This is a genomic window from Companilactobacillus huachuanensis (genome assembly GCF_005404815.1).
Classification (GTDB): Bacteria; Bacillota; Bacilli; order Lactobacillales; family Lactobacillaceae; genus Companilactobacillus; species Companilactobacillus huachuanensis.
Window position 1 is genome coordinate 96,116 of sequence record NZ_BJDF01000006.1, and the last position, 15,905, is coordinate 112,020.

The window sequence follows — 15,905 nt, forward strand, 5'->3', positions numbered from 1 at the left end:
GCGTTCACATAAACTGCTAATAATTGAATGATTAAGACTCACTGTAAAAAGCAACGATACTTCCTTTATCACCAGATACAAAGCCGAACTTTTCATAAAAATTTCTAACGTCCGGAGCTTCTTCTGTCAATAATACCTTTTGACGAACGTCTTTATATTTATTCAAAATTTTATTCATTAAATTGGTTCCAATATTTCTATTTTGAAAATCAGGTTTAACCAAGATATCTTGAATGTATAATATCGTATACCCATCACCGACTACTCGAATTAAACCAACTAATTGATCCGAGTGCCATGCAGTGATTACTAATAAAGAATTCTCGACAGCTTTTTCTAACGTATCTAGGTCATTAGTATAGGCAAACCATCTGACACTAGAATAAAGTTGACCCAGATTCTTTTTGTCTATTTGAGCGTTCACTTTGTAATTTATCATTATATATCTTCCAACACATGGTGCTAGCACCATAAGTATCTTCCTAATTAATTTTGTAGTTAAATGACGCATTCCTTCTATTATAAACAGCAACAAGTAATAGAATCGCTACTGCAACGAATAGCCCGGTCTCAAAAACGGTTAAGAGGCTGTCGACGATTGTTACCTTGCCGGACATCAATTCGCCTGAGACGCTAAATACTAATGTATCAAGCAGGGTGTGAAAAATCACCGGTATATAAAATAAATCGGTATAGAGATAGATGCCACACATCAATAGTCCCATTCCAAAGGCAAAAATGGCTTGATTAACAGTATTAGCCAAGCTTTGTCCCGCTGACACATTACCTAAGTGAATCAGGCCAAAGCAGAGACTACTAATTCCGGCAGCGTAGAAGATTTTATAACGATTATTTTTAAAGGCTACTAATAAGATAGTAAGAAATGCATATCTGAATAGTAACTCTTCAGCAATCCCGGCTTCCAAGCCACTGAGGATAAATTGGGGTTTCCAAGAGATCCCGGCAAAACTAAATGTGAAGAAGGATTTCAACAAACTGTTGCCACCGCCAAAAGCGTTCCACATGATAAACCAGATACTTACTATTAATAGAGGAACCATAACCTTCAAACTGGCAGACTTTGACAAACGCATCTTTGGAAAACCATAACCCCAACGACGCATAATGAATAATGTTAAGACTAGAAATATTATCGCACCAAGAAAGGCAGAATTAGTTATTACTCCAATAAAAGGATTGAAGTAAAGTATCGTGCCATATGTGACAATGCTAGAAGCACCCATAGCTACTATTTCAAATAGAAAGAAGACGACTAGCAGCTGCAGTAACTTATTCCTGATTCTTCCATAGAATACCAATGTATATGGAATGTACATGACGAGCATTGAAACAAGTAGCAGTCCGATTGAACTTGGTAGGTTCCAATTATATAGATGCATCGTGACACTGATCAGGTAGAAGTATGATTCTGCAATGATAAAAACTTGGAAGAACAATTGAAAAATGAAATTAATCCGCTCTAGAATTTTTTCGGGATTAGGTTTAATGTACAGAGCTAGCAAATTAAGAATGATGGGACCAAACAAATATAGGTTTTTAGTCGCGGCACTGTAGCTAAATATAAAGAGAGCATTTAAGATTACTTGGGTCTTAAACAAAATAAAATAAAGTTTATCTTTATTATTTGTTGGAAACCTGTTATTATAACTAAATTCGAGATTATTATTCAAATCACACCTCCACGTTTTCTTTTAGAGTATAGTTGAAAATTGCATTTTAAGAAAGCGGCAAACAATTTTAAAAATGCTTGATTTTACCTTGAAAATGTGAAGTTCATCGTGTAGTATTATAAGAGTGCTTATTTCATATAGAAGTATGTACCAAATTGATATTAAAATAATATCGACGGCTTAGAAGTGAGAGGTTGCGACACACCCGGCCGCTTTGCCACGGCAGGGCTGTTGGAAATTTTCACGGAGCCGGTCATCTTGAAAGAGATAAAAAGGAGGTAACCCCATGGCAAGTCAAAAGATTCGCATTCGTTTGAAGGCTTATGAACATCGTATTCTAGATCAATCAGCTGACAAAATTGTGGAAACAGCAAAGAGAACTGGAGCTCAAATTTCAGGTCCAATTCCATTGCCTACAGAACGCTCACTATATACAGTGCTAGCTTCACCACATAAGCATAAGGATTCTAGAGAACAATTCGAAATGCGTACACATAAAAGACTTATCGACGTTGTTAACCCAACAAAGAAGACCGTAGATTCACTTATGAAGTTGGATCTACCATCTGGTGTTGACATTGAAATCAAATTATAATTATTAAAAATAAATTATTGGAGGTGCAAACATGGCCAGAAAAGGAATTCTTGGTAAAAAAGTCGGAATGACTCAAATTTTCACTGACAACGGAGAACTTGTTCCCGTTACAGTTGTTGAAGCAACACCAAACGTTGTTATGCAACTTAAAACAGTTGAAAATGATGGTTATGAGGCCGTTCAACTAGGTTTTGAAGATAGACGCGAAGTTCTATCAAACAAACCAGCCAAGGGTCATGCAGAAAAGGCAAATACAACTCCTAAACATTACATTCGCGAATTTCGCAATGTTGAAATGGGAGACTATGAATTAGGTGCCAACGTTACAGTTGATACATTTAATTCTGGAGATATTGTCGACGTTACAGGAACAACAAAGGGACACGGAATGCAAGGTAACATCAAGATGTTTGGACAAGCTCGTGGTCCTGAAACTCATGGTTCTAGATATCACCGTATTGCTGGTTCAATGGGTGCCATCATCAACCGTGTATTTAAAGGTAAGATGCTTCCCGGTGTCATGGGTAACAACCGTGTTACTACACAAAACCTTGAAGTTATCAAAGTTGATACTGAACGTAATGCAATCATGATCAAGGGAAATGTTCCCGGTGCAAACAAATCATTAGTTAAAATTCAAACAGCTATTAAAGCTAATCAAAAATAGGAAGGAGGAACTGAGTTATGACAAAAATCACAGCTTACAAAGATAATGGTGCTGAAAACGGTGCTGTTGAAGTAAAAGACACAATCTTTGGTATCGAACCAAACAATAGTGTTGTTACAGATGCAGTACTTATGCAACGTGCATCAATGAGACAAGGTACTCATGATGTTAAGAACCGTTCTGAAGTACGTGGTGGTGGTAGAAAACCATGGCGTCAAAAGGGTACAGGACGTGCTCGTCAAGGTTCAATTAGATCACCTCAATGGGTAGGTGGTGGTGTCGTATTCGGCCCTACACCAAGATCTTATGCTTATCACCTTCCTAAGAAGGTTAGCCGTTTGGCATTGAAGTCTGTACTTTCACAAAAGGCTGCTGACGGTAACGTAATCGTTATTGACTCAATTTCATACGACAAACCAAGTACAAAAGCTTTTGCACAATTACTAAACACATTAGGTGCTGACAACAAAGCTCTTGTAGTTCTTGAAGATGGTAACGACAACGTTGCTTTATCAGCAAGAAACATTGATAAAGTTACAGTTGTTGCTCCAGAAGGTGTCAACGTACTTGACGTTATTAACGCTAACAAGCTAATTGTTACACAAGCAGCACTTTCTAAGATTGAGGAGGTGCTTGGATAATGAGCGCAAGAGACGTAATTATTCGCCCCGTTGTAACTGAAAGCTCAATGGATGCTATGAGCGACAAGAAATATACTTTCGATGTTGCCCTAGATGCTAACAAGGTTCTTGTTAGACAAGCCGTTGAAGAAGTTTTCGGTGTTAAGGTTAAACAAGTAAATATCATGAATGTTTCTGGTAAGAAGAAGCGCCAAGGCCGTTATGTTGGTTTTACAGCAAAACGTCGTAAGGCTATTGTTACTCTTACAGCAGATTCAGACGAAATTAAGATTTTTGACGAAGAATAAATAAGGAGGTCCAATAATGGCGATTATCAAGTATAAACCAACCACAAACGGTCGTCGTAATATGACAGGTTCTGACTTTTCCGAGATCACTAAGACAACTCCTGAAAAGACACTTCTAGAATCTCAAAGCCATACTGCTGGTCGTAATTCATACGGTCATATTACAGTGCGTCACCGTGGTGGTGGACACAAACAAAAGTACCGTGTTATTGATTTCAAACGTATTAAAGATGATGTAAAAGCTACAGTTAAGTCAATCGAATATGATCCTAACCGTACTGCTAATATTGCACTTATTCAATATTCAGATGGTGTTAAATCATACATCTTAGCTCCTAAAGGTCTTGAAGTAGGACAAGTTATTCAATCTGGTAAAGAAGCAGATATCAAACCAGGTAACGCACTTCTACTTTCTGACATTCCTGTTGGTTCAACAATCCATAACGTTGAATTGAAACCTGGCAAGGGTGGTCAAATTGGTCGTTCTGCTGGTACTTCAATCCAATTGTTAGGTAGAGATGGAAAGTATTCAATCCTACGTTTGCCTTCTGGTGAAGTTCGCTTGGTTCTTTCAACTTGCCGTGCAAGTATTGGTTCAATCGGTAATGAACAACATGAACTTATTAAGATTGGTAAAGCTGGTCGTAAGCGCTGGTTAGGTATTAGACCTACAGTTCGTGGATCAGTTATGAACCCTAACGATCACCCACACGGTGGTGGTGAAGGTAAAGCTCCTATCGGTCATCCATCTCCTATGTCACCATGGGGTAAGAAGACACTTGGTAAGAAAACTCGTTCAACTCATGCCAAATCTGAAAAGCTTATCGTTCGTCATAGAAAAGGTAAGTAGACTATTTATTAGAATAATATAAGGAGGACATAAGATGAGTCGTAGTTTAAAAAAAGGACCATTCGCTGATGCACACCTTCTAAAGAAGATCGATGCACAAGCAGATTCTGACAAGAAGTCAGTTATTAAAACATGGTCAAGACGTTCAACAATTTTTCCTAGTTTCGTAGGATATACAATCGCAGTTCATGATGGACGTAAGCATGTTCCAGTTTATATCCAAGAAGATATGGTTGGACACAAGTTAGGTGAATTCGTACCTACACGTACATTCCATGGTCACGCAACAGATGACAAGAAGACAGTTAAGAAATAAGAAGGGAGACTTAAATGATGGCAGAACAAGAAATTACATCTGCAACAGCTAAAGTTACTAACGTGCGTATTGCACCTCGTAAAGCTCGCCTTGTTATTGATCTTATCAGAGGCAAGCAAGCTGCTGAGGCACTTGCAATTTTGCAATTCACACCTAGAGCAGGCTCTCCAATTATTGCTAAAGCTCTTAAGTCAGCAATTGCAAACGCAGAACATAACTTTGATTTAGATGCACAAAACTTATTCGTTAGCGAAGCATTCGTAGACGAAGGACCAACTCTAAAACGTTTCCGTCCTAGAGCTAAAGGTTCAGCATCACCAATTAACAAGAGAACAAGTCACATTACAGTAGTTGTAAGTGAAAAAGAATAGTATTGGAGGTAACTTGAGTGGGTCAAAAGATTAATCCAGTCGGATTCCGTGTCGGCGTTATCCGTGACTGGGATGCCAAATGGTATGCAAACAATAAAGACTTTTCTACATTTTTACATGAAGACCTTAAGATTCGTAAGTATATTGAAGACAAACTTTCAAATGCTTCTGTCTCAAGAATCGAAATCGAACGTACTGCAAAGAACGTTACTGTTTCAATTCATACTGCTAAACCTGGTATGGTTATCGGTAAGGGTGGTTCTGAAGTTGAAAAATTACGTAATGAATTAAATAATTTAACTGACAGAAGTATTCACATCAACATCATCGAAATCAAGAAACCTGATCTAGATGCAAAACTTGTTGGTGAAAGTATCGCTCGTCAACTTGAAGGTCGTATTGCTTTCAGACGTGCACAACGTCAAGCAGTTCAACGTTCAAGACGTGCCGGTGCTAAAGGTATCAAGGTACAAATTTCTGGTCGTTTAAACGGTGCCGATATGGCTCGTCGTGAATGGCATACAGAAGGAACTGTTCCTTTGCACACATTGCGTGCTGATATCGATTATGCTTGGGTTGAAGCAAAGACAACTTATGGTAATTTAGGTGTTAAAACTTGGATTTACCGTGGTGAAGTTCTTCCTGCAAAGCCACAACATAACAATGAACCCAAAAATGAAGGGAAAGGAGAATAATCTATGCTAGTACCAAAACGTGTAAAACACCGTCGTGAATTCCGTGGAAAGATGCGCGGAGAAGCTAAAGGTGGCAAAGAGGTTACATTTGGTGAATATGGCTTGAGAGCACTTGACTCAAGTTGGATCACTAACAGACAAATTGAAGCAGCTCGTGTTGCTATGACTCGTTACATGAAGCGTGGTGGTAAGGTTTGGATTAAAATCTTCCCTCATAAATCATACACTGCTAAAGGTGTAGGTGTTCGTATGGGTAATGGTAAAGGTGCTCCAGCTGGATGGGTAGCTCCAGTTAAACGTCAAAAGATTTTGTTTGAAATCGGTGGCGTTACTGAAGATGTTGCTCGTGAAGCTTTAAGACTTGCATCACACAAACTACCTGTAAGAACTAAGTTTGTAAAACGTGAGGAAGTAGGTGGCGCTGATGAAGGCTAGTGAAATCAAAGAGCTAACTGCTGCTCAATTGCAAGACAAAGTTAAAGAATATAAAGAAGAACTATTCAACTTGCGTTTCCAACAGGCTACTGGTCAATTGGAAAACACAGCCCGTTTAAAGGCTGTAAGAAAGAACATTGCAAGATTAAGAACAGCTCAAAACCAAAAGAATAACGAAAAATAATAGACAGGAAGGGGACATCAAGTTGAGCGAAACACAAGAAACTCGTAACCGTCGTAAGGTATATCAAGGACGCGTCGTTTCAGATAAGATGGATCAAACAATCGTTGTAGTTGTTGAAACTACAAAGCAACATCCAGTTTATGGAAAACGTGTCAGATATTCTAAGAAATATTACGTTCAAGACGATAACAACGAAGCAAAAGTTGGAGATATTGTACGTATCATGGAAACTCGACCTTTGTCAAAGACAAAGCGCTTCCGTTTATTAGAAATCGTCGAAAAAGCAGTCAAAATCTAGACTATAACTGATGAGAGGAGGGCCTAAACGTGATTCAACAAGAAAGTCGTCTAAAAGTTGCAGATAATTCTGGAGCTCGTGAAATTCTAACAATTAAAGTTCTTGGTGGTTCAAACCGCAAGACAGCTAATATCGGTGATATTATTGTTGCTACTGTTAAACAAGCAACACCAGGTGGCGTTGTTAAAAAGGGTGACGTTGTTAAAGCTGTAATCGTAAGAACTGTATCAGGTGCTCACCGTACAGATGGTTCTTACATCAGATTTGACGAAAACGCCGCAGTTATTATTAATGCTGATAAAACACCAAGAGGAACACGTATCTTCGGACCCGTTGCTCGTGAACTACGTGATAACGATTTTATGAAGATCGTATCCCTAGCACCAGAAGTGCTATAGAAAGAACAATTAAATTCAGGAGGTGCTGATTAGTGTTTGTAAAAACTGGAGACAATGTCAAAGTTATTGCAGGTGATGCTAAAGGTAAGACAGGCGTAGTTAAACAAGCTATTCCCGCTACTAACAAAGTTATCATCGAAGGCGTTAACGTTGTAAAGAAGCACTCTAAGGCAAGCAGCTCACAACCCCAAGGCGGGATTGTTGACGTTGAAAGACCTATTAGCGCAACTAACGTTAAAGTTGTAAGTAAGACAACTGATAAAGAAGATAAATAAGAAAGGAGAAAACTAAATGGTTAACGCATTAAAAGAAAAGTACGTTAGCGAAATCACACCATCAATGATGAAGAAGTTTAACTATTCATCAATCATGGAAGCACCTAAGGTTGAAAAGATCGTTTTGAACATGGGTGTTGGTGATGCAATTGCTAACTCAAAGAATCTTGACGAAGCTGTTGAAGAATTAGGTTTGATTGCTGGTCAAAAACCTTTGATCACAAAAGCTAAGAAATCAATCGCTACATTCAGACTTCGTGAAGGTATGTCAATCGGTGCTAAGGTTACACTTCGTGGTGACCGTATGTATGACTTCCTTGACAAACTAATCAACATTGCTTTACCACGTGTTCGTGACTTCCGTGGTGTATCAACACGTTCATTCGATGGTCGTGGTAACTACACACTCGGTGTTAAAGAACAATTGGTTTTCCCAGAAATTGACTACGATAAGGTTAACAAAATTCGTGGATTGGACATCGTTATTGTTACAACTGCTAACACCGATGAAGAATCACGTGAACTATTAACTCAAATCGGTATGCCATTCACAAAATAATAGGAGGTAAATTCATTGGCTAAGAAATCACAAATCGTACGTAATCACAGACCTGCAAAGTTCTCATCACAAGCTTATACACGTTGCGAACGTTGTGGACGTCCACATTCCGTATATCGTAAATTTAAGCTTTGCCGACTTTGCCTTCGTCAATTGGCTCATGAAGGTCAAATCCCTGGTATGAAAAAAGCTAGCTGGTAAGATTTTTAATATAAAAAGGAGGCAAATCAAATGGTCATGACAGATCCTATTGCAGATTACCTAACACGTATTCGTAATGCAAACATGGTTAAACATGAATCTCTAGACATTCCTGCTTCAAACATCAAGAAGAGTATGTCAGAAATTCTTAAGAATGAAGGATTTATCAAGGATTACGAAGTTATCGAAGATAACAAGCAAAACGTACTTCGTATTTTCTTAAAATATGGTAAAGATCAACAACGCGTCATTTCAGGCTTGAAACGTATTTCAAGACCAGGTTTACGTAGTTATGTTGATTCAGATAACGTGCCAAAGGTTCTTAATGGATTAGGTATCGCTATTCTTTCAACTTCAAAAGGTGTTATTACTGACAAAGAAGCCCGCGCTCAACACGTTGGTGGAGAAGTAATCGCTTATATTTGGTAATATACTTATAAAGTAAGGAGGTGCACTAATTTGAGTCGTATCGGTTATAAAGTAATTGAAATTCCAGCTGGAGTAACAGTTACTCAAAAAGATGAAAACATCACTGTTAAAGGCCCTAAGGGTGAATTAACAAGAGAATTCAACCAAAAGATCAAGTTAACAATCGAAGGTACTGAAGCTAAGTTCACACGTGAAAGCGACAATGATAAAGCTCTTCACGGAACAATGCGTTCAAACCTTAACAACATGATCATTGGTGTTACAGAAGGTTACGAAAAGAAGCTTGAACTACGAGGCGTTGGTTACCGTGCACAAGTTAAAGGTGACACACTAACACTTTCAGTTGGTTATTCACATCCAGTTGTTATGGATGCACCAACAGGTATCAAGATCGAATCTCCTTCAAATACAGAAATTAACATTCTAGGTATTTCAAAGCAACGTGTTGGTCAATTTGCTGCTGAAATCCGCGATGTACGTTCTCCAGAACCTTATAAAGGTAAAGGTATTCGTTATGTTGGCGAATATGTACGTCGTAAAGAAGGTAAAACTGGTAAATAGTAAATAAATCTATGAGGTGAAAATTGTGATTACAAAACCAGACAAAAACAAAGCACGTCAAAAACGTCAAAAGCGTATCCGTGCCAAAATCTCTGGTACTGCTGAGCGCCCACGCTTAAACGTATTCCGTTCGAATAAAAACATTTACGCTCAAATTATTGATGACGTAAAGGGTGTAACGCTAGCAAGTGCCTCAACTCTTGATAAAGAAATTAAAGATGGTTCAAAAGTTGAACAAGCTGAAGCTGTTGGTGCATTAATTGCACAAAAAGCACAAGAAGCTAAAATTAGCGATGTTATCTTTGATCGTGGTGGTTATTTATATCACGGACGTGTTCAAAGTCTTGCTGAAGCTGCTCGTGAAAATGGGCTAAAATTCTAGAAGGAGGAAACCAAATTTATGACATATATCGATCCATCTCAATTTGAATTAGAAGATCGCGTTGTCTCAATCAACCGTGTTACTAAGGTTGTTAAAGGTGGACGCCGTCTACGTTTTGCTGCTATCGTAATTGTTGGTGACAAGAATGGTCACGTAGGTTTCGGTACTGGTAAAGCTCAAGAAGTTCCCGAAGCTATTCGTAAAGCTGTTGAAGATGCTAAGAAGAACCTTATCAACGTTCCTATGGTTGGTTCAACAATTCCTCATGAAGTTATTGGTACATTTGGTGCCGGTAGAATCATGTTGAAGCCTGCTGAAGAAGGTTCTGGTATTGCTGCTGGTGGTGCCGTTCGTGCCGTTATCGAATTATCAGGTGTTGGTGATGTTACAAGTAAGTCACTTGGTAGAAATACACCAATCAACGTAATTCGTGCAACAATTGCTGGATTAAAACAACTTAAGACTGCCGAAAGCGTTTCAGAAATGCGCGGAATCTCAGCCCAAGAATTGCTTAACTAGAAGAAAGGTGTGTAATAATGGCTAAACTTAAAATTACTCTAATTAGAAGTGCAGCTCACCGCCTTCCTGCTCAACGTAAAACTGTAAAGGAATTGGGACTCGGAAGAGTTTCAAGTTCTGTTGTTAAGCCGGATGATGCTGCAATTCGTGGTGCTGTACGTAAAATCGCTCACTTAGTAAGCGTTGAAGAAGTTAAAGATTAATAAAATTACAAAAGATTAGGAGGTGCAATAATGGAACTAAACGAACTTAAGCCAAGTGCAGGCTCAAGACACTCAAGAAAGCGTCTAGGTCGTGGTACTTCAAGTGGTACAGGTAAAACTTCTGGTCGTGGTCAAAAAGGTCAATTGGCTAGATCAGGTGGTAAAACACGTATTGGTTTTGAAGGTGGACAAATGCCTTTGTTCCGTCGTATGCCAAAACGTGGATTCAATAACATCAACCGCAAGGAATATGCTATTGTCAACCTAAGTGAATTAAGTAAGTTTAATGATGGTGCTGAAGTTAATGTTGAAACATTAAAGGCAGCAGGAATCGTTAAGAAACAATATAATGGTATTAAGTTGCTTGCTAACGGTGAGGTTAGTGCTAAGTTAACTGTTAAAGTTGCTAAGAGTTCAGCCGCAGCTACTAAAGCAATTGAAGCCGCTGGTGGCACTGTAGAGGTGATCTAATGCTTGGAACTATCAGAGATGCTCTAAAGGTAAAGGAAATTCGTAAGAAAATCCTATTTACCTTGATGTTACTTGTTATATATCGTTTGGGATCACAAATCACAGTGCCTGGCGTTAATGCTGCGGCAATGGATAAGGTTGGATCTACTGGATTAGTTCCTTTGTTGGATACTGTTACCGGTGGTGGTCTTTCAAACTACTCTATTTTCTCAATGGGTGTTTCGCCATTCATTACGGCCCAAATCGTTGTGCAACTTCTACAAATGGACATTGTTCCAAAATTTGTGGAATGGAGCAAACAAGGTGAAGTTGGTCGTAGAAAGTTAAATCAAGTAACGAGATATTTGACGATTGTTTTAGGTTTTGTTCAGTCAATCGGTATTACTGCCGGTTTTAACCAATTAAGTGGTTTGGGATTAGTTAAATCTCCTAATATGAGAGCCTTCATTACTATCGGTATTATCTTAACTGGTGGTACGATGCTTCTTACTTGGATTGGTGAGCAGATTACTGACAAAGGTTTGGGTAATGGAGTTTCCGTAATTATCTTCGCCGGTATTATTGCTAGATTCCCTAAGGGGATCGAACAAATTTACCGTGATTATATTACGAACGCTAGCTCTGCAGATCTTGCAAAGAATATCGGATTCTTGGTTGGCCTTGTGGTCATCATCTTGATTGTTGTGCAATTTGTTACATTTGTTCAACAAGCAAGTCGTAGAATTCCTATTCAATACACAAGACGTGCAGCAGGTAGTGGTAGTGAAAGTTTTCTACCATTGAAGGTTAACGTTGCTGGTGTTATTCCTGTTATCTTCGCTAGTTCATTTATTGTAACGCCTCAAACAATTTTGATGGCATTCCAAGCAAATCATAGTGGAGATCAATGGTATCAAGTATTAACAGAAATATTCAGTATGCAAACTACAACAGGTTCGATCATTTATACATTGTTGATTGTATTATTTACATTCTTCTATGCATTTGTTCAGGTAAATCCCGAAAAGCTTGCAGAGAACCTACAAAAGCAAGGGGCTTATATCCCTGGCGTTTGGCCTGGTAATGAAACAATCAAGTTCATGTCAGGTGTATTGATGAAGCTATCAACCGTCGGAGCTGCGTTCCTAGGTTTGGTTTCATTGCTTCCATTATTGGCAGCTAACTTGTTCAATTTACCTCAATCCATCGGATTAGGTGGTACGAGTTTATTGATCATCGTTGGTGTTGCTTTGGAAATGGATCGTCAATTACGTGGTCTTTTGATGAAGCGTGAATACGTTGGATTTATTAGATAATTGGAGATGTGACAATGAATATTGTATTGATGGGGTTACCCGGTGCTGGTAAAGGTACTCAAGCAGAAAAGATTGTTGAAGATTTTAAAGTTGTTCATATTTCAACTGGTGACATGTTTAGAGCAGCCATGGCTAACAAGACAGAAGTTGGTCTAAAGGCTAAAGGGTTCATCGATAAAGGTGAACTTGTTCCGGATGATGTTACCGAAGCTATCGTCGAAGAACGTTTAGCTGAAGATGATGTTCAAAAAGATGGATATATGTTAGATGGATTTCCGAGAACTCTTGAACAGGCAAACGCTTTACAGACAATTGCAATGAATGTAAACAAACCGATAGATGCTGTCATCTATATCGATGTTAAGCCTGAAGTATTAGTTGATCGCCTATCTGGAAGATATATTTGTTCTAATTGTGGAGCAACATATCATAAAATCTATAACCCCACTAAGGTAGAAGGTACATGTGACGTCTGTGGCGGACATGACTTCTATCAACGTGAGGACGACAAGCCTGAGACTGTTAAGAATAGATTGAAAGTTAATATTGAAATGAATACGCCATTAATTGATTTTTATGACAAGTTACACTTGTTACACAAGATCAACGGTGAACAGGGAATAGATGAAGTTTATAACGAAGTTAAAAAAGTTTTACAAAACTTGTAAGACTTTTTGCTTTGAATGTTTACATGTACGGAAAATTATTGTATAATTCGCCAGTATATGCAGAATAATTTCATCCCGTATGGAGGTTAATATCTTTGGCAAAAGAAGATGTCATTGAAGTAGAAGGTACAATTTCAGAAACATTGCCTAATGCAATGTTTAAGGTAAAGCTTGAAAATGGTGCTACAGTTTTAGCCCATGTATCAGGAAAAATCCGTATGCACTATATTAAAATTTTACCTGGTGATAAGGTTACCGTGGAATTATCCCCTTATGATTTAACCAAGGGAAGAATTACATATAGATATAGATAATAAGTTTTTTAATGGAATGGAGGTTCCACAATATGAAAGTAAGACCATCCGTTAAACCTATGTGCGAACACTGTAAGGTAATTAAGAGACGCGGTCGCGTCATGGTTATTTGCTCTGCAGATCCAAAGCACAAACAAAGACAAGGATAATAAAAATAGGAGGTGCTAATTAATGGCTCGTATAGCAGGTGTAGATTTACCTCGTGATAAGAGAATCGTTATCGCCCTTACATACATTTTTGGTATTGGCGAAACAACAGCTCAAAAAGTGCTTAAAGATGCAGGCGTATCTGAAGATATTCGTACAAGAGATTTAACTCCTGACCAAGAAGATAAAATTCGTGCAGAAGTTGATAATGTACGTGTCGAAGGTGACTTACGTCGTGAAGTAAGCATGAACATCAAGAGACTACAAGAAATTGGCTCATATCGTGGTATGAGACATCGTCGTGGTTTGCCAGTTCGTGGACAAAACACAAAGAACAATGCAAGAACTCGTAAGGGTAAGAAAACTACCATTGCAGGTAAGAAGAAGTAATAATAAGATAGGAGGTTAATCATGGCACAAAGTAAAGGTCGTAAGCGCCGTACTAAGAAACATATTGAAGCTGGTGTTGCACATATTCACTCAACTTTCAATAACACACTTGTTATGATCACTGATGTTAACGGTAATGCCGTTTCATGGTCATCAGCTGGTGCACTTGGATTCAAAGGTAGTCGTAAATCAACACCATTTGCTGCACAAATGGCTGGAGAAGCAGCTGCTAAGGAATCAATGGAACATGGTATGAAGACAGTTGAAGTAGCTGTTAAGGGTCCTGGTTCAGGTCGTGAAGCTGCAATCCGTTCATTACAAGCTACTGGTTTGGAAATCACTGCTATTCGCGATGTTACACCAGTTCCTCATAATGGTTCTCGTCCTCCAAAGCGTCGTCGTGTATAGAATGGTTGTATACCCATATGAACTACGCTACACACATTTCGTTTTGAAAGGGGAACTAACCGAATGATCGAATTTGAAAAGCCATCTATTACTTCTGTTGAAGAAAGTAGTAGTTATGGTAAATATATTATCGAACCGCTTGAAAGAGGTTATGGTACAACTTTGGGTAATTCATTACGTAGAGTTTTATTAGCATCATTACCTGGTACTGCGGTATCTGATATTCAAATAGACGGTGTATTGCATGAATTTTCAGCTGTTGATGGCGTAATTGAAGACGTTACACAAATCGTGCTTAACGTTAAGAAGTTAAAGCTAAAGTCTTACGCTGAAGACAGTTTAAAAGCCGAAATCGACATCGTCGGTCCCGCTACTGTTACAGCGAACGATATCAAAGCTGATGATGACTTGGAAATCCTCGATCCAGAACAATTTATTTGTACTGTTGCTGAGGGTGGACACTTCCACATGCAAATGACAATTAAAAATGGTCGTGGATATACTCCTGCAGAACAAAATAAGACGGACGAAACACCTATTGGTGTTCTTCCAGTTGACTCAATTTTTACACCTGTAGAAAAAGTTAACTATCAAGTTGAAAACACTCGTGTGGGTAAGAGAAACGACTTCGACAAATTAACAATCGATATCTGGACAAATGGTTCAATTGGACCACGCGAAGCTATTAGTTTGTCAGCAAAGATTCTTACAGAACATTTAACAAGTTTTGTAAATCTTACTGAAGAAGCTAAGAGCGCTGACATGATGATCGAAAAAGAGGAAACTCAAAAAGAGAAGAAACTTGAAATGACTATTGAAGAACTTGATTTATCAGTTCGTTCATATAATTGTTTGAAGCGTGCCGGTATTAATACTGTGCAAGAGCTAACTGAAAAATCCGAAGCAGATATGATGCGTGTTCGTAATTTAGGACGTAAATCACTTGTTGAGGTTAAGGAAAAGCTTGCTGATCTTGGATTATCATTGAAGCAAGAAGACTAATAATATCAAATTCAAACAGGAGGTATAGACATGGGCTACCGCAAATTAGGACGTAACAGTTCACAAAGAAAAGCAATGTTACGCGATTTAACTACTGATTTAATCATTAACGAACATATTGTAACAACTGAAACTCGCGCAAAAGAGATCAGTCGTACAACTGAAAAAATGATAACCTTAGGTAAACGCGGAGATTTGCATGCTCGTCGCCAAGCTGCTGCTTATGTTAGAAACGAAGTTGCTAACATTACAGAAGATGATGACGCAGTTGTTGTTCAATCAGCTCTTCAAAAACTTTTTAGTGATATTGCACCTCGTTACAAAGAACGTAATGGTGGATACACACGTATTTTGAAGACAACTCCACGCCGTGGAGATGCAGCTCCAATGGTTATTATTGAATTAGTTTAATAATAATTGTTTATTAATAATTAAAAAATCAGTCATTCTGATGAATTAGTGAGTGTTAAGATGATGGTCGTGTTTACGGCTAAGTCTATCTCTGAGATCTCTGTAAAAAGAGACACTAATTTATCGAATGATTTTTTTTTGCCCAAATTTGGTATTATATAGCTAGTATTATTAGTAATCTCGTCTCCAGATTTGAAAAGTATTCACTGCCATAATTATTTCTAGGCACTTTCGATTAAGTA

The 15,905-nt window shown here is 38.3% G+C and carries 31 protein-coding genes; 29 read left to right on the top strand and 2 right to left on the bottom strand.

What is annotated here, in order from left to right:
• Positions 1-31: 31 nt before the first annotated feature.
• Together FFM71_RS04855 and FFM71_RS04860 are read right to left on the bottom strand one after the other, a co-directional pair.
• A complete protein-coding gene (locus FFM71_RS04855; RefSeq protein ID WP_137611062.1) occupies positions 32-439 on the bottom strand; it encodes a GNAT family N-acetyltransferase in 408 nt (135 codons plus the stop codon).
• Positions 440-482: 43 nt separating this feature from the next.
• Positions 483-1,691, bottom strand: a complete 1,209-nt coding sequence (locus FFM71_RS04860) for a CPBP family intramembrane glutamic endopeptidase (protein WP_137611063.1) — start codon at positions 1,689-1,691, stop codon at positions 483-485.
• A gap of 286 nt (positions 1,692-1,977) precedes the next feature.
• On the opposite strand from FFM71_RS04860, the gene rpsJ reads away from it, so the two are divergent.
• The 29 genes from rpsJ to rplQ all read left to right on the top strand — a co-directional run bounded on the left by rpsJ (position 1,978) and on the right by rplQ (position 15,663).
• Positions 1,978-2,286 (top strand): 30S ribosomal protein S10, encoded by a 309-nt coding sequence (gene rpsJ, locus FFM71_RS04865; RefSeq protein WP_010018513.1) that lies wholly within the window; start codon positions 1,978-1,980, stop codon positions 2,284-2,286.
• A 31-nt stretch (positions 2,287-2,317) separates the two neighbouring features.
• Positions 2,318-2,953, top strand: a complete 636-nt coding sequence (rplC, locus tag FFM71_RS04870) for a 50S ribosomal protein L3 (RefSeq protein ID WP_137611064.1) — start codon at positions 2,318-2,320, stop codon at positions 2,951-2,953.
• Between the two features lie 17 nt (positions 2,954-2,970).
• On the top strand, positions 2,971-3,594 hold the full coding sequence (rplD, locus tag FFM71_RS04875) for a 50S ribosomal protein L4 (protein ID WP_137611065.1): 624 nt from the start codon (positions 2,971-2,973) through the stop codon (positions 3,592-3,594).
• Complete coding sequence (rplW, locus tag FFM71_RS04880; RefSeq protein ID WP_041501332.1) at positions 3,594-3,881, top strand: 50S ribosomal protein L23; 288 nt, start codon at positions 3,594-3,596, stop codon at positions 3,879-3,881. Before rplD ends, rplW begins: the two co-directional genes overlap by 1 nt.
• A gap of 16 nt (positions 3,882-3,897) precedes the next feature.
• Positions 3,898-4,731: a 50S ribosomal protein L2 gene (rplB, locus tag FFM71_RS04885; RefSeq protein ID WP_137611066.1), complete on the top strand. Its 834-nt coding sequence runs from the start codon at positions 3,898-3,900 to the stop codon at positions 4,729-4,731.
• Positions 4,732-4,765: 34 nt separating this feature from the next.
• The gene (gene rpsS, locus FFM71_RS04890) at positions 4,766-5,047 is read left to right on the top strand and encodes a 30S ribosomal protein S19 (RefSeq protein ID WP_041501334.1); all 282 of its coding nucleotides are present in this window, start codon (positions 4,766-4,768) and stop codon (positions 5,045-5,047) included.
• Positions 5,048-5,064: 17 nt separating this feature from the next.
• A complete protein-coding gene (gene rplV, locus FFM71_RS04895) occupies positions 5,065-5,418 on the top strand; it encodes a 50S ribosomal protein L22 (protein ID WP_041501335.1) in 354 nt (117 codons plus the stop codon).
• Positions 5,419-5,435: 17 nt separating this feature from the next.
• Positions 5,436-6,113 (top strand): 30S ribosomal protein S3, encoded by a 678-nt coding sequence (gene rpsC, locus FFM71_RS04900; protein ID WP_137611067.1) that lies wholly within the window; start codon positions 5,436-5,438, stop codon positions 6,111-6,113.
• 3 nt (positions 6,114-6,116) lie between these two features.
• Positions 6,117-6,548, top strand: a complete 432-nt coding sequence (rplP, locus tag FFM71_RS04905) for a 50S ribosomal protein L16 (protein ID WP_137611068.1) — start codon at positions 6,117-6,119, stop codon at positions 6,546-6,548.
• A complete protein-coding gene (gene rpmC, locus FFM71_RS04910) occupies positions 6,538-6,732 on the top strand; it encodes a 50S ribosomal protein L29 (protein ID WP_010018524.1) in 195 nt (64 codons plus the stop codon). Before rplP ends, rpmC begins: the two co-directional genes overlap by 11 nt.
• 22 nt (positions 6,733-6,754) lie before the next feature.
• Positions 6,755-7,030, top strand: coding sequence for a 30S ribosomal protein S17 (rpsQ, locus tag FFM71_RS04915; RefSeq protein ID WP_041501339.1), 276 nt, complete (start codon positions 6,755-6,757; stop codon positions 7,028-7,030).
• A 29-nt stretch (positions 7,031-7,059) separates the two neighbouring features.
• Positions 7,060-7,428 (top strand): 50S ribosomal protein L14, encoded by a 369-nt coding sequence (rplN, locus tag FFM71_RS04920; protein ID WP_025084417.1) that lies wholly within the window; start codon positions 7,060-7,062, stop codon positions 7,426-7,428.
• A gap of 32 nt (positions 7,429-7,460) precedes the next feature.
• A complete protein-coding gene (gene rplX / locus FFM71_RS04925; RefSeq protein WP_137611069.1) occupies positions 7,461-7,703 on the top strand; it encodes a 50S ribosomal protein L24 in 243 nt (80 codons plus the stop codon).
• 16 nt (positions 7,704-7,719) lie between these two features.
• On the top strand, positions 7,720-8,262 hold the full coding sequence (gene rplE, locus FFM71_RS04930) for a 50S ribosomal protein L5 (RefSeq protein ID WP_041501341.1): 543 nt from the start codon (positions 7,720-7,722) through the stop codon (positions 8,260-8,262).
• A gap of 15 nt (positions 8,263-8,277) precedes the next feature.
• Positions 8,278-8,463: a type Z 30S ribosomal protein S14 gene (locus FFM71_RS04935; protein ID WP_010018530.1), complete on the top strand. Its 186-nt coding sequence runs from the start codon at positions 8,278-8,280 to the stop codon at positions 8,461-8,463.
• A 30-nt stretch (positions 8,464-8,493) separates the two neighbouring features.
• Positions 8,494-8,892 carry a 30S ribosomal protein S8 gene (rpsH, locus tag FFM71_RS04940; protein WP_137611070.1) on the top strand — a complete coding sequence of 133 codons (399 nt, stop codon included), beginning with the start codon at positions 8,494-8,496 and terminating at the stop codon, positions 8,890-8,892.
• 30 nt (positions 8,893-8,922) lie between these two features.
• Positions 8,923-9,453, top strand: coding sequence for a 50S ribosomal protein L6 (gene rplF, locus FFM71_RS04945; protein ID WP_137611071.1), 531 nt, complete (start codon positions 8,923-8,925; stop codon positions 9,451-9,453).
• A 16-nt stretch (positions 9,454-9,469) separates the two neighbouring features.
• Positions 9,470-9,835 carry a 50S ribosomal protein L18 gene (gene rplR, locus FFM71_RS04950; protein ID WP_306437279.1) on the top strand — a complete coding sequence of 122 codons (366 nt, stop codon included), beginning with the start codon at positions 9,470-9,472 and terminating at the stop codon, positions 9,833-9,835.
• A gap of 18 nt (positions 9,836-9,853) precedes the next feature.
• The gene (gene rpsE / locus FFM71_RS04955) at positions 9,854-10,354 is read left to right on the top strand and encodes a 30S ribosomal protein S5 (RefSeq protein ID WP_137611073.1); all 501 of its coding nucleotides are present in this window, start codon (positions 9,854-9,856) and stop codon (positions 10,352-10,354) included.
• Positions 10,355-10,371: 17 nt separating this feature from the next.
• Positions 10,372-10,557, top strand: coding sequence for a 50S ribosomal protein L30 (rpmD, locus tag FFM71_RS04960; RefSeq protein ID WP_041501346.1), 186 nt, complete (start codon positions 10,372-10,374; stop codon positions 10,555-10,557).
• A 30-nt stretch (positions 10,558-10,587) separates the two neighbouring features.
• Positions 10,588-11,028, top strand: a complete 441-nt coding sequence (gene rplO, locus FFM71_RS04965) for a 50S ribosomal protein L15 (RefSeq protein WP_137611074.1) — start codon at positions 10,588-10,590, stop codon at positions 11,026-11,028.
• On the top strand, positions 11,028-12,323 hold the full coding sequence (gene secY / locus FFM71_RS04970) for a preprotein translocase subunit SecY (protein ID WP_137611075.1): 1,296 nt from the start codon (positions 11,028-11,030) through the stop codon (positions 12,321-12,323). The genes rplO and secY overlap by 1 nt, the downstream gene beginning before the upstream one ends.
• A 14-nt stretch (positions 12,324-12,337) precedes the next feature.
• Positions 12,338-12,991, top strand: coding sequence for an adenylate kinase (locus FFM71_RS04975; RefSeq protein ID WP_137611076.1), 654 nt, complete (start codon positions 12,338-12,340; stop codon positions 12,989-12,991).
• 95 nt (positions 12,992-13,086) lie between these two features.
• On the top strand, positions 13,087-13,305 hold the full coding sequence (gene infA, locus FFM71_RS04980) for a translation initiation factor IF-1 (RefSeq protein WP_137611077.1): 219 nt from the start codon (positions 13,087-13,089) through the stop codon (positions 13,303-13,305).
• Between the two features lie 32 nt (positions 13,306-13,337).
• On the top strand, positions 13,338-13,454 hold the full coding sequence (rpmJ, locus tag FFM71_RS04985) for a 50S ribosomal protein L36 (RefSeq protein ID WP_010018546.1): 117 nt from the start codon (positions 13,338-13,340) through the stop codon (positions 13,452-13,454).
• 22 nt (positions 13,455-13,476) lie between these two features.
• A complete protein-coding gene (gene rpsM / locus FFM71_RS04990; RefSeq protein ID WP_041501350.1) occupies positions 13,477-13,842 on the top strand; it encodes a 30S ribosomal protein S13 in 366 nt (121 codons plus the stop codon).
• A gap of 21 nt (positions 13,843-13,863) precedes the next feature.
• Positions 13,864-14,250, top strand: coding sequence for a 30S ribosomal protein S11 (rpsK, locus tag FFM71_RS04995; protein ID WP_041501351.1), 387 nt, complete (start codon positions 13,864-13,866; stop codon positions 14,248-14,250).
• Between the two features lie 63 nt (positions 14,251-14,313).
• A complete protein-coding gene (locus FFM71_RS05000) occupies positions 14,314-15,252 on the top strand; it encodes a DNA-directed RNA polymerase subunit alpha (protein ID WP_137611078.1) in 939 nt (312 codons plus the stop codon).
• A 30-nt stretch (positions 15,253-15,282) separates the two neighbouring features.
• Entirely contained in the window at positions 15,283-15,663 is a 381-nt protein-coding gene (gene rplQ / locus FFM71_RS05005) for a 50S ribosomal protein L17 (protein WP_041501353.1), read from the top strand.
• The last annotated feature ends 242 nt before the right edge of the window (positions 15,664-15,905 follow it).

Coding starts and splice junctions, on each gene's coding strand:
- FFM71_RS04855 (WP_137611062.1), bottom strand. CDS start 439: ATGATAAATTACAAAGTGAACGCTCAAATAGACAAAAAGAATCTGGGT.
- rpsJ (WP_010018513.1), top strand. CDS start 1,978: ATGGCAAGTCAAAAGATTCGCATTCGTTTGAAGGCTTATGAACATCGT.
- rplC (WP_137611064.1), top strand. CDS start 2,318: ATGGCCAGAAAAGGAATTCTTGGTAAAAAAGTCGGAATGACTCAAATT.
- rplD (WP_137611065.1), top strand. CDS start 2,971: ATGACAAAAATCACAGCTTACAAAGATAATGGTGCTGAAAACGGTGCT.
- rplW (WP_041501332.1), top strand. CDS start 3,594: ATGAGCGCAAGAGACGTAATTATTCGCCCCGTTGTAACTGAAAGCTCA.
- rplB (WP_137611066.1), top strand. CDS start 3,898: ATGGCGATTATCAAGTATAAACCAACCACAAACGGTCGTCGTAATATG.
- rpsS (WP_041501334.1), top strand. CDS start 4,766: ATGAGTCGTAGTTTAAAAAAAGGACCATTCGCTGATGCACACCTTCTA.
- rplV (WP_041501335.1), top strand. CDS start 5,065: ATGGCAGAACAAGAAATTACATCTGCAACAGCTAAAGTTACTAACGTG.
- rplP (WP_137611068.1), top strand. CDS start 6,117: ATGCTAGTACCAAAACGTGTAAAACACCGTCGTGAATTCCGTGGAAAG.
- rpmC (WP_010018524.1), top strand. CDS start 6,538: ATGAAGGCTAGTGAAATCAAAGAGCTAACTGCTGCTCAATTGCAAGAC.
- rplE (WP_041501341.1), top strand. CDS start 7,720: ATGGTTAACGCATTAAAAGAAAAGTACGTTAGCGAAATCACACCATCA.
- rpsH (WP_137611070.1), top strand. CDS start 8,494: ATGGTCATGACAGATCCTATTGCAGATTACCTAACACGTATTCGTAAT.
- rpsE (WP_137611073.1), top strand. CDS start 9,854: ATGACATATATCGATCCATCTCAATTTGAATTAGAAGATCGCGTTGTC.
- rpmD (WP_041501346.1), top strand. CDS start 10,372: ATGGCTAAACTTAAAATTACTCTAATTAGAAGTGCAGCTCACCGCCTT.
- rplO (WP_137611074.1), top strand. CDS start 10,588: ATGGAACTAAACGAACTTAAGCCAAGTGCAGGCTCAAGACACTCAAGA.
- secY (WP_137611075.1), top strand. CDS start 11,028: ATGCTTGGAACTATCAGAGATGCTCTAAAGGTAAAGGAAATTCGTAAG.
- FFM71_RS04975 (WP_137611076.1), top strand. CDS start 12,338: ATGAATATTGTATTGATGGGGTTACCCGGTGCTGGTAAAGGTACTCAA.
- rpmJ (WP_010018546.1), top strand. CDS start 13,338: ATGAAAGTAAGACCATCCGTTAAACCTATGTGCGAACACTGTAAGGTA.
- rpsM (WP_041501350.1), top strand. CDS start 13,477: ATGGCTCGTATAGCAGGTGTAGATTTACCTCGTGATAAGAGAATCGTT.
- rpsK (WP_041501351.1), top strand. CDS start 13,864: ATGGCACAAAGTAAAGGTCGTAAGCGCCGTACTAAGAAACATATTGAA.
- FFM71_RS05000 (WP_137611078.1), top strand. CDS start 14,314: ATGATCGAATTTGAAAAGCCATCTATTACTTCTGTTGAAGAAAGTAGT.
- rplQ (WP_041501353.1), top strand. CDS start 15,283: ATGGGCTACCGCAAATTAGGACGTAACAGTTCACAAAGAAAAGCAATG.